Here is a 14,132-nt window from a genome sequence, read left to right on the forward strand (position 1 = left end):
CGTCGGCGTCCGGTCGCTCCGGTAGATTTAGTCACTAATGATGACTATCATCTACTTGTGACTACTTCAGTGGAACTGACCCGCTTCCGGGTCCTGCCCGAGAAGGTCGACCAGCTGCTGGCCGCGCGGCCGGGCATGATCGCCGACTTCCAGGCCGATCGTGAAGGCTTCCTGGGCGCACGGCTCGTGCGGCTGGCCAACGACGAGTGGCTCGACATCGTCGAGTGGCGTTCGTCGGAGGACTACGCAGCTTCGAGTGCGAAGGGCGCGAACCTGCCCGGTATCAAGGCGTTCTTCGGCGCCATCGACTCGCTCGTCAGCGCTGAGGAGGGCCAGGCGATGGGCGCGCCGCTCGTGCGCGCCCATCGACCGACTTCCTAGGCGCAGCGGTAGCTCGACGCCACCTTCGGGTCGCCACCGCGGTACCGCGACACCTGAGGCAGCGGGCACAGGTCGCGAGTGCCGTCGGCTGACGCTCCCGCCAGCACGGCCGGGGCCTTGCCGTGCTCGACCCAGTCGACCAGCGCGCCGAGCGGGTTGACCGGCGCGGCACCGTTGCCACCGGCGCAGTGGTCGACGCCGGGTGCGAGGAACAGGCGGTAGAAGTCGTTGACGTGGCCCATCCTGCGCTCGACGTCCGCGCGGTACTTCAGGGTGCCGCCGGGCGGGATCAGCTGGTCGTTGGTGCCCACGAACGTGATCAGCTTGCCGCCGGAGCGCCGGAACGCCGAGAGATCCGGGTTCGACGTGCCGATGACGGAGTCGAACTCGCGCACCGACTGCCGGAACAGGTCCCGGTACTGCTGGTAGGTGAGCTTGGAGGTGTCGAAACTGGGCTGCTTCAGCAGGAAGCTCGCCACCCAGGCGGACGCGACCGGGAAACCGGGGCCGGGGAAACCGGGAATCGTGCCCGCGAGCCAGATCGGGTCGGCGCCCTTCGGCAGACCGGACCACAGCGAGCGGCCGCGCTCGTCGGTCAGGCCGTTCCAGATCTTGCGCATGACGTCGGCGTCGGCCGACGACACCGTGATCTCCTTGCCGTCGCAGACGACGACAGTCCCGACGAGCCTGCGCGGGTCGTAGCTGCAGCGGTCCGGGCGGTCGACGATCTGGTTCCGCACACCGTCGTTCACGTCGCAAGCCTCGATCGCGGCCTTGCGGAACTCGTTCAGCACACAGTTGCTGACGACGTGACCGTCCTGGTTCTGCACGATCTGCGGCCACAAGGTGGCCACGGCGAACTGGGTCCAGTTCACGGCCGGCGCGTTGGCGAGGACGCCGTCGTAGTCGTCCGGGAAGTTCTGCGCCTCGGAGTAGCCCTGACGGCCGCCGGTCGAGCAGCCGTTCCAGTAGGAGTAGGAGATCGAGCGCCCGTAGTGCAAGCGCGCGACGTCCTTGGCGATCACCGACGACTCGTGCACCGAGCGCGTGGCGAAGTTGGTCAGCAGCGTCTTGTCGAGCCGGCCGTCGCGCACCGCCCAGCTGGTGTCGAGGCCGCTCAGCACGCCGGCGTCGGTGGTGACCGCGGTGTAGCCGTCTTTCACGGCCTGCACGAACGGCGCTCCCGTGTCACCGGCGGCGTAAGCGCTGCCACCGATGCCCTGCAGGCGACCGGACCAGCCGGTCTCGGGGAGCGCGACCACGACCTTCGCGTGGTCGGAGCCGTGGGTGAGCGTCACGGTCAGCTCGCAGTACGCGGGCACGTCGTGGATCTCGGACGGCGGGGTGAAAGGGGTCTGCGGGAACGTGACGGTCCCGCCGGGGCGGCGCACGGCGTCCACGGACTCGATCCGGGCGCCGGCCGGGGCGGTGACCGCGACCGCCGCGCACGAGGTGCTGCTCGCCGACGCCGGCGCGAGTGGCGCCAGGCCGGTCAGGAGCAGGGTTGTAGCCAACAGCTTTGTCAGTCTCACACCGCGTGACGCTAAGCAACGGCGGTCATCGCTCGCGCCCGTCAGATGACGCTGTGTTCGTACGTCATGGCCGGTTCACCGGTCCGGGTGAGGGCTTGAGAAACTTCCCGCCATGCGCGAGGTGGGCAACAGACGCTACCGGCTGGTCCGCGAGCTGGGGCGGGGCGGCATGGGGGCCGTGTGGCTCGGCCAGGACACGGTGCTCGGCCGGGAGGTCGCGGTCAAGGAGCTCCTGCTGCCGGGCAACGTGCCCGACCACGAGAAGGCGGTCTACCAGGAACGCGTGCTGCGCGAGGCCAGGATCGCGAGCCAGCTGCAGGATCCGGCCGTCGTCACCGTGTACGACCTCATCTCCGAGGACGGCCAGACGTTCATCGTGATGGAGCTGATCAAGGCTCCGACGCTGGACGACCTGGTGGAGCGCGACGGCCCGCTCGACGTGAAGGCGGCTGCCACGCTCGCGATGCAGTTGCTGAACGCGTTGGAGGCGGCGCACTCGTCCGGCGTCGTGCACCGGGACGTCAAGCCGGGCAACGTGATGGTGCCGGGCAAGGGCACCGCGAAGCTCACCGACTTCGGCATCGCGCAGTCCATCGACGACCCGCGGCTGACCGCGACCGGCACGCTGATCGGCTCGCCCGCGTACATGTCGCCGGAACGTCTCGCGGGCGGTGAGGCGATGCCCGCGTGGGACCTGTGGGCGTTGGGCGCCACGCTTTTCTACGCCACCGAAGGAAAAGGCGCGTTCGAACGGGCGACGACCTCGGCAACGATCCTCGCGGTGATGAACGAACGCCCGCGGCCGCGCGCGACCGGGCCGCTGGGCGAGCTGATCACCGGGTTGCTGGAGCCGGATCCTGCGCGCCGGCTGGGGACGGCGGGCGCTCATCGCCTGATCGAACGGGCGTTGCACTCCACCGCGAGCGAGCTGACCCAGCAGATCAAGCCCGTCGAGCCCGCGCCCGCTCCGGTGATCTCCAGGCCCATGACCGTGAACTCGATGGTCATGGCTCCACCGGTGATCCTCCCGCCGGCTCCCCGCAAACGCCGCCCGATCGCCCTGATCTTCTCGGCGACGCTGATCCCGTTGTTGCTCGTGGGCGCGCTGGTTCTGTTGTACATCACGGTGTTCAAGCCGATGTTCGACAACCTGGGCCTGACCGGTCCCGAGAGCAGCCCCGCGATGGAACCCGTGCTCACCCTCGGACCGGGCGGCGACCTCCCGTACGACGGGCTGAGGGCGTTCCAGAAGGACTGCCTGACCTGGACGCCGGCCAAAGGCGTGCGAGACATCAAGTCCGAGGACGAGGTCGGCTGCTACAAGGAGCACGACACCGAGGTGCTCGACACGTTCCCCGCGAACTTCGACACCGAGAAGGACGTGCCGTACCCCGGCACCGCGGAGCTGACGAAGATCGGCGGAACCGGGTGCACGCGCGTGTTCCTGTCGTCGAAGGTGATCGGCCAGGACAAGGAGAAGACGCTGCGGTACTGGGTGATCATCCCGACCGAGGCGGCGTGGAAGGTGCGGGAGGAGAACGGCTACCGGCGGTCGAGCCGGATCGTGCACTGCTTCGTCGGTCGCAAGGACGGCAGCAAGCTCGTCGAACCCCTGATGCAGAGCTGACATTTCCGCCGGTTGGTTCGTCTTCTTAGGTGAGGAAGCCACGAGAGGACGGTCGGCATGTCATATCCGGAGAAGGTCTACTTCGGCGAAAGCGGCGAGGTCAGCACGGTCATCCGTCCCGAGAACACCCCGCCTGAGCTGGGCGAGCGCGGTGACGGTATCCACTACCTGGCGACCACCCAGGTCACCAGGGGTGAGTTCGGGTTGTACCGGGTCATGATGAAACCCGGGGCGAGCGGGCCCGGCACGCACTTCCACCGCACGATCTCCGAGTCGTTCTACATCCTCGGCGGCACGGTGCGGTTCTACGACGGCGAGAAGTGGGTCGACGCCGAGCAGGGCGACTTCCTCTACGTGCCGCAGGGCGGGTTGCACGCGTTCCACAACGGCTCGGACGCCCCGGCGGAGATGTTGCTGTTGTTCACCCCCGGTGCGCCGCGCGAGGAGTACTTCGAGCGGGTCGCTCACGTCACGGCGGAGGAGCGTCCCGCGTTCCTCGACGAGCACGACTCGTACTTCCTCTGAGAAGGGTGTGTGTGCCGCGACGAACCTCACGGTGGGAGCGCTGGCGACGGTCGCCACGGTTCCTACCGCACGGCGAGGACGTCACGCATCGCTTCAGTCCTCGCCGCACGTAGAGCTCAGTCCTCGACGAGGATCGCCGACGCCGGGCACACCGCCGCCGCGTGCCTGACGTCAGCCGACCGATCAGCAGGCGGGTTCGCGTCCAGCAGGTCCACCAGCCCGTCGTCGTCCCGCTGGTCGAAGACGTCGTCCGCGGCCAGCACGCACTGGCCCGCCCCGACGCACTTTCCCTGATCCACCACGACCTTCACGACTGCCTCCACGTCACGGGCAGCTCCGCGACCCCACCGGTCAAGGTGGCTCGCACCTCGAGCTGGTCGAGCTCCTTGGCCAGCCGCAAACCGGGCACGCGACGAGCCAGCGCCGCGAACACCACCCGCAGTTCGGTGCGGGCGAGCGAGGCGCCGATGCAGAAGTGCGCGCCGTGCCCGAACCCGAGGTGTGTCCTTTCCGGACGGTCCGGGTTGAACGACTCGGCGTCCGAGTACACCGAGGCGTCGCGGTTGGCCGAGTTGACCGAGATCACCACCGCGTCGCCGCGCTGGATCGTCACGCCGGAGATCTCCACGTCCTCGTGCGCGTAGCGCAGCAACCCGAGGTCGCCGGGCGCGCCGAGTCGCATGATCTCCTCGACCACGGCGTCGACTCGGCCGTCCGGGTCGGCGACCAGGTTCTCCCATCGCGAGCGTTCGGTGAGCAGGAACAACGTGCCGAGACCGATGCGGTTGACGGTCGTCTCGTGGCCCGCGAACAGCAGGCCGACGCACAGCCGGACCATCTGCTCGTAGTCGAACGACGGGTCCTCGCTCTGGGCGCGCACGAGGTCGGAGATCACGTCCTCGCCGAGATCCGACCGCTTGGTCTCGACCAGCCCGACCATGTAGCGGAAGAACTCCTCGCGCGCCTGGTGGGCTTCCTCGCCGATGGTCAGGTTCGCCATCCGCTCGGACAGCCGCGCGAACAGCTCGTGGTCCGACTCCGGCACGCCGAGCAGCAGGCAGATCATCGCGACCGGCAACGGGTAGGCGAGCCCGGCGTGCAGGTCGACGACGTCGTCGGCGGACGACTCCAGCGAGTCCAGGTAGCCCTCGACCAACCGTCCCATGTGGTCGGACAGCATCCGCATGCGCTTGGCGGAGAACGCCGGCGTGAGCAGGCGCCGCATGCGGGCGTGGTCGGCCTCCTCGGTCTCGTAGGTGCCGGTCGGGCCGTCCTGCACGGCGGCGGTCGAGATGCGCGAGGCCTGCTCGGGGTTCGGGTGGGAGCGTCCGAAGCGCTTGTCGCCCAGCAGGAGGCGGACCTCCTCGTACCGGGTCACGAGCCAGGCGGGGTCACCGGCCGGCGTGGTGACCGGCGCGATCGGGGCCTCGCGGCGCAGCACCTCGTAGAGCGGGGCGAGGTCGAGGACGTTCGGCCTGGGCAGTGGGAGTCGCAGTCGTTCGGTGGCAGTGCTCATACCTCGACCGTAGCGATTAATGGCACTCTCTGCCACTAAATGAACCGGCTGGGTGACGTGGTTGAATCGGCTGATGACGGACGTTGTGGCAGAAAAGCCTCGCCGGGGGAGACCGCCGGTGAGCGACGAGCAACGTCAGCAGCAGCGGCTGGACATCTCGCGCCACGCGGTCAGGCTCTTCGCCGAGCAGGGCGTGGCGGCGACGTCCGGTGAGCAGATCGCCCAGGCCGCGGGCGTCTCGGAGCGGTCGTTCTGGCGCTACTTCCCGCACAAGGAGAGCTGCGTCGAACCGCTGCTCACCAAGATGGTCGACGCGTTCTGCCAGGTGGTGCGCGGATGGCCGGGCGATCTGGAGTTGATCGACCACCTGCGTCGGGCGTACACCCCGTTGATCGACGGGGCGTCCGACGAGGACATCGAAGCGGTGCTGGAAGTCGTGCGGCTGACGCAGAGCGAGCGCGCGCTCAGAGCCGCGTATCTCATGCTGCGCGAACGGGCCGAGCACGCGCTGGCCGAGGCGCTCGCCGAACGCACCGGCCTGCCGGAGGACGCCATCGAGATCCGGGTGCAGGCCGCCGCGATGAGCGCGGTGCTCAAGGTCGCGACCGACGACATCGCCAGGACCACGAGCAAGGGCGTCACGCGCGACACCCTGGTGCAGCACCGCGAGGAGATCGCCGACGCACTGCGAGCGTTGTCGCGGTTGCGGTAGTCAAGCGGTCGCAGATCTTCGAGGCGCCCGCGCACCTCGGACTACGTGCACGTCGGCGGCATGGTCGTCGGCACGCTGGTCGCGATGGTCTTCCGGTTCTGGGCGTTCCGCCGGTGGGTGTTCCCGGTGGCCGTCGAACGGGCGCCGCAGCCCGTTGAGCAGCACGGCACCGAACTGGGCGAAGCCGCCTGGCTAGAGCGAGTTCGAGAGCGACCAGTAGATCGCCACCATGAGCGCGAGGAAGACGCCCAGTCCCGCCACGCCTGCCGTCACCAGGCCGGACCAGGCTGAACGCCACGGCGCCGGTGCCGCCACCCTGACGACGGCGCCCGTGAGCGCCGAGCCGAGCGCGATGTAGAAGAACACGACGACGTACGAGCCGTCCTGCCACCCGAAGTTGCTCAGGAGGGCGACCACCGTCAGCACGAGCAGAGCGGCCGGGACGAGGAAACCGGCCATCGCGGCACCACGGGCGCGATCGATTTCGGTCATGTCGTCGAGAGTGCTCGCGCGGCGCGATCGACTGCATCAGTACAACTACGCAACGGTTAGAAGTCGGGCATCATCTTTCTGGGGTATCCTGCGGGCGTGGGAAGGTCTTCGCGTGCCGATGCGGCACTGCACCGCGAGCAGATCGTGACGGCCACCGCGCAGCTGTTGCGGGAGCGCGGAAGTGCCGGGATCAGCGTGCAGGACGTCATGGGCGCCGCCGGGCTGAGCCACGGCGGGTTCTACAAGCACTTCGCCTCCAAGGACGAGCTGCTCGGCATCGCGACCGCGGCCGCGTTCCAGTCGGTGCTGGCCCAGATCACGGACCTCGTCGAGCGCGAGGACGCCTGGGACGCGTTCGTGACCGAGTACCTGTCCGTCGAGCACCGCGACGCGCTCGGTGAAGGCTGCGCGAACACCGCCCTCGCCGCGGAGTCGGCAAGGGCCGAGCCCGACGCGCCGTTGCGGATCGCGTACTCGGCCGGGCTGGCGAGGATGATCGAGTTCCTGGTCGGCCTCCAGGACCTGCCGGTGGACCAGCTGGAAGCGCGCCGCCGGGCCGTGGTCGACCTGTCCACATTGGTCGGTGCTCTCACGATGGCCCGCGCCACCGGAAAAGCCCCGCTGTCCAAGGAAATCCTGGACACCGTGCGGAACGAGCTCACGACCCGGCGCAAGTCCTAACCGGACAGTCCGGCCTTCACCGAGCGGGTGAAGTCGTCGCCGATGATCTCCGTCAGCCCGGCGGTCAGCCCGTCCAGCGCGATCTTCGCGACCTGGGCCGGATCGGTCTTGTTCTCCGCCGCCACGTAGTCGGCCATCTCGGTGTCCATGTACCCGACGTGCAACCCGCTGACCAGGATGTTCTTGCCTTCCAGCTCGGCGCGGACGGCGTTGGTCAGCGCCCACTCCGCCGCCTTGGCCGCCGAGTAGGCCCCGTAGTTGAGCGGGTGCACCCACGACAGCACCGACAGCACGTTCAGGATTCCGCCACCGCCGTTGCCCGCGATGACAGGCGCGAACTCGCGAATCGTGCCGAGCGGCCCGAAGTAGTGCGTGTCCATCTCGAGCTTGATCGTGTCGAGGTCGCCGGTGGTGAGGTGCGTGTGCGTCGAGACGCCGGCGTTGTTGACCAGCAACGTGGCGTCCGAGGCCGTTCGAGCGGCTTCGATGATCGACTCGGGCTTCGTGACGTCCAGGTACAGCGGCGCCACCCCCGGCAGGTCGACGGTCTCGGGCCGGCGTGCGGCCGCGTAGACCTTCGCGCCCCGTTCGAGCAGCTGGGCAGCGAGGACGCGGCCGAAACCGCGGTTGGCGCCGGTGATCACGGCGACGGCGTTGGTGAGTTCCACGGTTTTAGATTACAGCCATCATCTATTTGTGCAACCTCAGACCTGCGGGTGGTTCGCGGCGTAGACCTGGTCTGCCAGCTGGACGACCAGCTCAGGGTGGATCTTCACCAGGCCCGGCAACACCGGCACCCACGACGACGTCGCGAGCACCTCTGCCAGCAAGCGATCGGCGTCGGGCTGCCCCACGGCCTCGGCGAGCTTGGTCAGCGCCTGCGCCCGTTCGTCGCCGTTCGCGAGGCCACGGGCCATCTTCTCGGCCTGGGCGCGTGCTCCGGCGGCGGCCAGCACCACTGCCAGCTCCGTCAGCGGTGCCGCGTGCCGACGGTCGTCGAAGATGCCGCCGATGGCCAGTTCGGCGTCGGCCACGAGGCGCGCCGCCTCCGCCTGCTCGCCTGTCGCGAACATCGCCTTGGCCAGCGTCGTCAGGGCTCGCGCCAGCGGTTCCGCATCGGTGCTCGCACGGAGTGACGGCTCGGACTCGGCCACCAGCCGCCGCGCGTCGGCATGCCGTCCTGCCGCGGCCACCGCGCAGGACAACTCCGCCATGATCTGCGCCCGCTGGTGCGGAAGCCCGATGTCCCGCGCGATCCGCTCGGCCTCGTCGTGAGCGCCCGCGGCCATCAACGTCCTGGCGAGGCCGACCAGCGTCAGCGCCCGCTGGTACGGCATGGGGATGGTCCGAGCCACCCTCTCCGCGCCGGCGTGCTCACCGCAGGCCGTCAACGACAGGGCGAGCTCCATCCGCGCCCATGTCTGGGAGTCGCGGTTGTGGATGGCTTGCAGGACTTCCTCGGCACGATCGGTCTCGCCGGCTCCCGCCAGCGCGCCGGCCACCTCGGCTTGCGCGCGAAGCAGCTGCTGCGGGTCCGTCACCGCCACCATGGCCGACTCGGCGTCGATGGCCAGTCGTCGTGCCGTGACCCGGTCTCCGGTCGCGACCACCGCCAGCGCGACGCGGGTGAGTGCCCGCACCTGGTGCTCCGGAAAGGTGATCTCACGGGCGATCCGCTCAGCGACCTCGTGCCGGCCACTGTGAGCCAACGTGCTGGTGACCTCGGCCCACGCCCAGTCCCGCTGGTACGGGCGCGCGATGTGGCTGGTGACCCGCTCGGCCTGGGCCGGCTCGCCGGCGGAGGCGAGCGCCCGCGCGACGCTGGTCAGTGCCTGCACCCGGTTGTCGGTGGCGGCGATGTCGAGGGCGATCCGCTCCGCCCGGTCGTGCTCGCCGATCGCGGCCAGCGCCTGCGCGAGGCTCGTCAGCGACTGCACCTGCAGGTAGTCGCGGGTGATCTCCCTGGCCGCCTGCTCGGTCTCGGCGGCCAGTCGTTTCGCCCAGGCCACGTCGATCGCCGCCGACGCCTCCGCGAGCTCCATCAACGCCCGAACCCGCTGGTCCGCGTCGGCGAAGCCGCGGGCGATGCGCTCGGCGCGCTCGGCCTGACCGATCGAGGCCAGCTCCGGCACCAGGCCGACGAGAGGCTGTTCGTACCTGGCGGAACGGGCGATCTGCTCGGCCTCGTTCGCCAATCGCTCCGCCCTGTCCGGGTCGCCTGTGCTCCCGGCCAACCTGACCAACGCGATCGCGCGCCGCGCCGGGTCGAAGAGGCTCCTAGCGAGCTGCTCGGAGTCGCCGGGTCGCTCCAGCGCGGCTTCCAGATCGGCCAGCTTCTGCTGTTCCGAGATCATGAAGTCGCTCGAGCTGTAGTCCCCGTACTCGTCGGTGAGCATCTCGAGCTGGCGCCTGGCTTTGCGCACGATGCTCCGGGCGCGGTCGTGCTCGCCCGCCAGAGCCGCCTCCCTGGCGGCGTCCAGCATCCTGTCCCCGCCGTAGTGCGGATAGCCCGCGTCATCGGTGAGTTGTACGGCCTCCTCGTACTCGCCGGCTTCGACCCGGTCTCGCAGCAGTCCAAGACTGTTGGCGATCCGTTCGGCGCGCTCGCGCTCGCCTGCCGCGACCAGCGCTCGCAGGAGCACGAGCAGCTTCTCCCACTGGGAAGAGTCGCTGCCGAGGCTGGAGTCGAGGCGGTGGACGACGATTTGGGCGTTGTCGAACTCGCCGAGCGCGATCAGCGCGCGCCCCAGACAGATCAGGGCGTCCTGACTGTTTCCCGGAGAGGTGTTGTCCAGGCTGGTCCGCGACGCTTCGGCGGTCAGCTGCACGGCACCTTCGTGATCACCGGCCGCGTGCAACGCCGTGGCGAGCCCGGCCAGCGCCATCACGCGGCGGTGCGGCCGGGTGAGCTCACGGGCGATCTGCTCGGCTCGGTCGAGGTCGCCCGTCCTCGTCAACACCTGCGCGATGCACAGGAGTGCCTGTTCCTGCCGGTCCGGATCGGGGATGCCGCGCGCGAGGGCGTCGGCGCGGACGGGCTGCCCGAGCGCGACCCAGAGGCCCGGCAACTCGGTGGGGATGTTGGCGTTGCGCGATTCCAGCTTGTTGCGGTGCACGCACAAACGGGTCAGCGCGGACAGATCCGGGGAGGCGAGGAAGAGGTCCTGGCAGGTCTTGATCTCGATCAGGGCTGCGGCATCTCCGCCGCTGAGGTCGAGCATCCGGTCGTGGCGGTCCATGTCGCTGGTCAGCGCGAGGAGACGATCGCCGTCTCCTTCGGTGATCAGCATTCGCGGGTAGCCGGTCAGCAGGTACTCAGGTGTGTCCGGGGGCCAGGCTTTCCGGCCATCGCCCGCGACCCGGTAGGTGTCGGCCCAGTCGTGCAAGGTCGCGCGGTAGGCGGCCAGCGCGGCCGTGCCGAGGTAGTGGCAGGAGGCCTTGTGCAGTTCCTCGTGGCCGAGCAGGTAGACCTCCAGGTCGGCGTCGTGGGTCCACTGCCCGGCCCGCCGCGTGAAAGTGCGTCCGACGACGGTGTGCAGCACGTCCTCGATCTCGACCAGGCTCGCCCCGGTCAGCTCGTTCAGGTCGTGACCGGACAGGCCGCCACGGGCCGCGGTGAGCAACCCGAGCAGGCTGCGCTCGGCAGGACTTCCCTTGAGCAGCCGCTTGAGCTCGGACTGGCCCATGCGTTGCAGGTCGCGTGCGTGCGGGGAGTCGGCGAGCAGCCGGATGACGCCGGGGTCGCACAGCGGGTGCCAGCTCGGCACGTCGTCGGGAATCGGCGGGTTCGGCCGCCCGGCGACGATGACCCGCATCCCCGACGGCGGGTTGCCGGGCAGCAGTCCGGCGATGCTGTGCGCGTCAGGCCCCACGGTCACGCTGCGGTCCTCGTCGAGTCCGTCGACGACGAGCACCAGCCGTCCGCCGGCTGCCTGGCACGCCGCCGCGGCTTGCGAGAGGAGATCCAGGAAGATCGACTCCTGGGCCTCTTCCCCAGCCCCGGTGGGAAGTTCCTGGCCCAGCAGCTCGCACAGCTGCTCGGTGACCATCGCGGTGAACGCGGTCCTCGTGTCCTGCGCGGCGAGACGTGCGGTGATGAAGAACGACACCAGCCACACGTGCCCGGCCAGCTGGGGAGGCGGGTTCAGCACGAACGTGGACATCAGCGCGGACTTGCCCGCCCACGGCCCTGCCCGCCACCACGCGTACGAGCCGCGATGCGCCTGCAGGCAGAACGCCGCCAGCTCAGCCAGGTCGGCCTCCCGGTCGAGCAGCCGCGGAGGGGCGATGCGCGCCACCTGGCGCAGGTAGGTCGACCGCACCGGCCGGGCGGGCGGAGTTCCTTGGTAGACGGTGACGTTTCCCGCGTAGCCGACGCCTATTCCGCCGAGCTCACCACGCCCGACTGCCCGCGACGGTGCCGCGGAACCGGTGGTGCCACGAGAAAAGCCGGGTGCGGTCGGTGGCGCTACCGGCCCGGCGCGGAAGGGTCGGAGCCGTGCCCGAGGTGCACGTTTCCGCCGACCTGGCCGAACGCGACCCCGCCCTGGCTCGCTTCGGCGTGCGCGTCTCCGGTGAACACGGTGGATCCGGCACCGGCCACCACCGATCCACCCGAGGCGGCCTCGGCCTCCCGCAACCGGGCGACCAGCTCCGTCACCGCGGTGCCGAAGTCGTCGTCCTTGCGCGCTCCGGCCGTGATCGCCAGCTCCAGTTGCTGGCGGGTCAGCTCGCTGACTTCCTCGTTCTCGGAGGCCGCTTCCTCCTCCAGGTCGTCCAGCGCCGGATGGCCGCCGAGCTTGGCGGCGACGACCTCGTGCAGCCTGTCCATCCCGGTGTCGAGCGCGGTGTCCACCTCGGCGTCCAGCCGTCCCGCGACTCTGCGCGCCTTGCGCACAGCCCACGCGATCACGTACCCGGCCACCAACCCGGCTTCGATCACCATCAGCCCACCCGCTTCAGACGTCCACCTGTTGCCGCCGACGCCATTTCATATCTGCCCAAACCGGTGAGGCGTTACCGTGCGGCACAAGATCGGACCGTGGTCCGATCTCACCGGACGCGCGACGAGCCAACATCGATCGGCATGAGGGTTCTCGCGTTGGTGGCAGGTCCGGTGGTGTGGCTCGCCGCGTTGGTCGTGCGGCATCTAGCGGTGGAAACGGCCGGGTTCACGGAGGCGGAACGGGCGGCGTTCGACGCCGAGCCGTTCAAGGCGCACGAGCAGCTGGCCGCGTACGCGCGCAGTCCGGAGCTGGTCACAGCCGGGTACTCGTTGTACACGCTGGCGTCGATCCTGTTGTGCGCCACGGTGTTCGTGTTCGCGAAGGAGATCGGCGGACGGCTCGCGGTCGTCGGCGGGGCTCTGTTCGTGGCGTCGCTGTTCTCGCGGCTGCACGGCACCGGAATCGACCTGACGGCGTTCGAGATGGTCGACAGCATGGGCGTGGAGGCGGCCACGCAGTTCGTTCTTGGGTCCTATGTGGACCTTTCGTACGGGTTCTGGCGCGTCACGGTGACGGCGTCGGCGGGTGCGATCCTGGGCGTGATCGTGCTGGCGATCGCGGGCTGGCGCGCCGGGAAGCTCGGCTTGGTGCCGTGTGCGCTGTTGCTGTCCTTCGGCTGGATGTTCCTGGGCATCCTGAAGGAGGCCTCGCTCGAAGCGATCATCCACAGTGGAGTCGTGGGCGTGGTGCTGTTCGGGTGGTGGGCGGTCGGCGGACGCTCTCTCGTCTGGGGGTTGAGAGAGCGTCCGCACCACTAGCTCACCACCAGCCGGAGCAGCGTCCGCTCAGGCTGTCGCACAGGCGGAACGCGATCTTCTTGACGTTCGAGTAGCTGCCCGAGTAGCTCGAGTTGCGCACCGAGCCGTCCTCGGAGCGCTGCAGGTACGTGTGGGACGGCAGCGACGACGGGCCGTTGGTCCACCACTTGCCGTCGTAGTCGTTGCCGTCCCAGATCCACGACTTGCACAGCGGCAGCGTGCCGCCTTCGGGGCCGCGCAGGTCGCCGCACTGCTGGGCGGCGGAGGCGGGGGAGACGGTGAGCAGGGTGGCGCCGGCGGCCATCACGGCGGCGACGGCGAGTCTCTTGGCAGCGGAAATCATTGTGTTACCCCAGTTTCTGAAGATCAGGCGTCGATGATGCGCGCGTCGAAGTACCAGCCCTGCTCGCCGCCGCCGTTGGCCGACCACTGCACGACCTTGGCGCCGTTCGCGGTGCTGCCGCCGCCGGAGACCGACGCGACCTTGCCGCTCTTGGCGTTGACCAGGTAGCCGTTGGAGAGGTGGTCCCAGGACTGCTCGGACTCGCCGGTGCAGCTCCACTGGATCAGCTCGGCGCCGTTGGCCGTGCTGCCGCCGCCCGCGACCGAGAGGCACTTGCCGCTCTTGCGGTTCCTGAGCTGGCTGCCGGACCAGTACCAGAGCTGCTCACCGCCGTCGTTGCAGCTCCACTGGATGACGTTGGCGCCGTTGGAGGTGCTGCCGCCGCCCTCGACGGACATGCACTTGCCGCTCTTGAAGTTCACGAGGTTGTAGTAGGTCGCCGCGCCGGCCTGCGGAGCCACCGCCATGACCAGTCCGAACGTCGTGAGAGCGGCGAAAACCGTTCTGCGAAAACGCAAATCGCACCCCAGTGTGATCAGGCGGGCCGAGTGGCCCGCCC

Annotated in this window: 15 protein-coding genes; 6 read left to right on the forward strand and 9 right to left on the reverse strand. The window is 69.3% G+C overall.

Annotated elements, in window-relative coordinates; translation table 11 throughout:
- Positions 1–57 precede the first annotated feature (57 nt).
- Positions 58–381, forward strand: coding sequence for an antibiotic biosynthesis monooxygenase (locus AB0M24_RS09540; protein WP_363763361.1), 324 nt, complete (start codon positions 58–60; stop codon positions 379–381).
- Here the strand turns inward: AB0M24_RS09540 and AB0M24_RS09545 are convergent.
- The gene (locus tag AB0M24_RS09545; RefSeq protein WP_363763364.1) at positions 378–1,913 is read right to left on the reverse strand and encodes a tannase/feruloyl esterase family alpha/beta hydrolase; all 1,536 of its coding nucleotides are present in this window, start codon (positions 1,911–1,913) and stop codon (positions 378–380) included. The two genes, AB0M24_RS09540 and AB0M24_RS09545, sit on opposite strands and share 4 nt — an antisense overlap.
- Positions 1,914–2,025: 112 nt before the next feature.
- Between AB0M24_RS09545 and AB0M24_RS09550 the strand changes: the two genes are divergently transcribed.
- Both AB0M24_RS09550 and AB0M24_RS09555 read left to right on the forward strand, forming a co-directional pair.
- Positions 2,026–3,540, forward strand: coding sequence for a protein kinase (locus AB0M24_RS09550; RefSeq protein ID WP_363763367.1), 1,515 nt, complete (start codon positions 2,026–2,028; stop codon positions 3,538–3,540).
- Positions 3,541–3,597: 57 nt separating this feature from the next.
- Positions 3,598–4,065: a cupin domain-containing protein gene (locus tag AB0M24_RS09555; protein WP_363763370.1), complete on the forward strand. Its 468-nt coding sequence runs from the start codon at positions 3,598–3,600 to the stop codon at positions 4,063–4,065.
- A gap of 116 nt (positions 4,066–4,181) precedes the next feature.
- Here AB0M24_RS09555 and AB0M24_RS09560 read toward each other — a convergent pair whose 3' ends face one another.
- Both AB0M24_RS09560 and AB0M24_RS09565 read right to left on the reverse strand, forming a co-directional pair.
- Complete coding sequence (locus AB0M24_RS09560) at positions 4,182–4,376, reverse strand: ferredoxin (protein WP_363763373.1); 195 nt, start codon at positions 4,374–4,376, stop codon at positions 4,182–4,184.
- A complete protein-coding gene (locus tag AB0M24_RS09565; RefSeq protein WP_363763376.1) occupies positions 4,373–5,581 on the reverse strand; it encodes a cytochrome P450 in 1,209 nt (402 codons plus the stop codon). The genes AB0M24_RS09560 and AB0M24_RS09565 overlap by 4 nt, the downstream gene beginning before the upstream one ends.
- 118 nt (positions 5,582–5,699) lie before the next feature.
- Between AB0M24_RS09565 and AB0M24_RS09570 the strand changes: the two genes are divergently transcribed.
- On the forward strand, positions 5,700–6,293 hold the full coding sequence (locus tag AB0M24_RS09570; RefSeq protein ID WP_363763379.1) for a helix-turn-helix domain-containing protein: 594 nt from the start codon (positions 5,700–5,702) through the stop codon (positions 6,291–6,293).
- 192 nt (positions 6,294–6,485) lie between these two features.
- Here the strand turns inward: AB0M24_RS09570 and AB0M24_RS09575 are convergent, their stop codons facing one another.
- Positions 6,486–6,785: a hypothetical protein gene (locus AB0M24_RS09575; RefSeq protein WP_363763382.1), complete on the reverse strand. Its 300-nt coding sequence runs from the start codon at positions 6,783–6,785 to the stop codon at positions 6,486–6,488.
- A 96-nt stretch (positions 6,786–6,881) separates the two neighbouring features.
- On the opposite strand from AB0M24_RS09575, the gene AB0M24_RS09580 reads away from it, so the two are divergent.
- Complete coding sequence (locus AB0M24_RS09580) at positions 6,882–7,466, forward strand: TetR/AcrR family transcriptional regulator (RefSeq protein WP_363763385.1); 585 nt, start codon at positions 6,882–6,884, stop codon at positions 7,464–7,466.
- Here the strand turns inward: AB0M24_RS09580 and AB0M24_RS09585 are convergent.
- From AB0M24_RS09585 to AB0M24_RS09595, 3 genes are all read right to left on the reverse strand, one after another.
- Positions 7,463–8,134, reverse strand: a complete 672-nt coding sequence (locus AB0M24_RS09585) for an SDR family oxidoreductase (protein ID WP_363763388.1) — start codon at positions 8,132–8,134, stop codon at positions 7,463–7,465. The genes AB0M24_RS09580 and AB0M24_RS09585 overlap by 4 nt on opposite strands.
- A 36-nt stretch (positions 8,135–8,170) precedes the next feature.
- Entirely contained in the window at positions 8,171–11,764 is a 3,594-nt protein-coding gene (locus AB0M24_RS09590) for a hypothetical protein (protein ID WP_363763391.1), read from the reverse strand.
- 170 nt (positions 11,765–11,934) lie between these two features.
- Positions 11,935–12,411, reverse strand: coding sequence for a hypothetical protein (locus AB0M24_RS09595; protein WP_363763394.1), 477 nt, complete (start codon positions 12,409–12,411; stop codon positions 11,935–11,937).
- 141 nt (positions 12,412–12,552) lie between these two features.
- On the opposite strand from AB0M24_RS09595, the gene AB0M24_RS09600 reads away from it, so the two are divergent.
- Complete coding sequence (locus AB0M24_RS09600; protein WP_363763397.1) at positions 12,553–13,230, forward strand: hypothetical protein; 678 nt, start codon at positions 12,553–12,555, stop codon at positions 13,228–13,230.
- 1 nt (position 13,231) lies between these two features.
- Here the strand turns inward: AB0M24_RS09600 and AB0M24_RS09605 are convergent, their stop codons facing one another.
- On the reverse strand, positions 13,232–13,573 hold the full coding sequence (locus AB0M24_RS09605; protein WP_363763400.1) for a hypothetical protein: 342 nt from the start codon (positions 13,571–13,573) through the stop codon (positions 13,232–13,234).
- A gap of 23 nt (positions 13,574–13,596) precedes the next feature.
- Positions 13,597–14,091: an RICIN domain-containing protein gene (locus AB0M24_RS09610; RefSeq protein ID WP_363763403.1), complete on the reverse strand. Its 495-nt coding sequence runs from the start codon at positions 14,089–14,091 to the stop codon at positions 13,597–13,599.
- Between the last annotated feature and the right edge of the window lie 41 nt (positions 14,092–14,132).

This window comes from Lentzea sp. NPDC051838 (assembly GCF_040681245.1).
Taxonomy (GTDB): Bacteria; Actinomycetota; Actinomycetes; order Mycobacteriales; family Pseudonocardiaceae; genus Lentzea.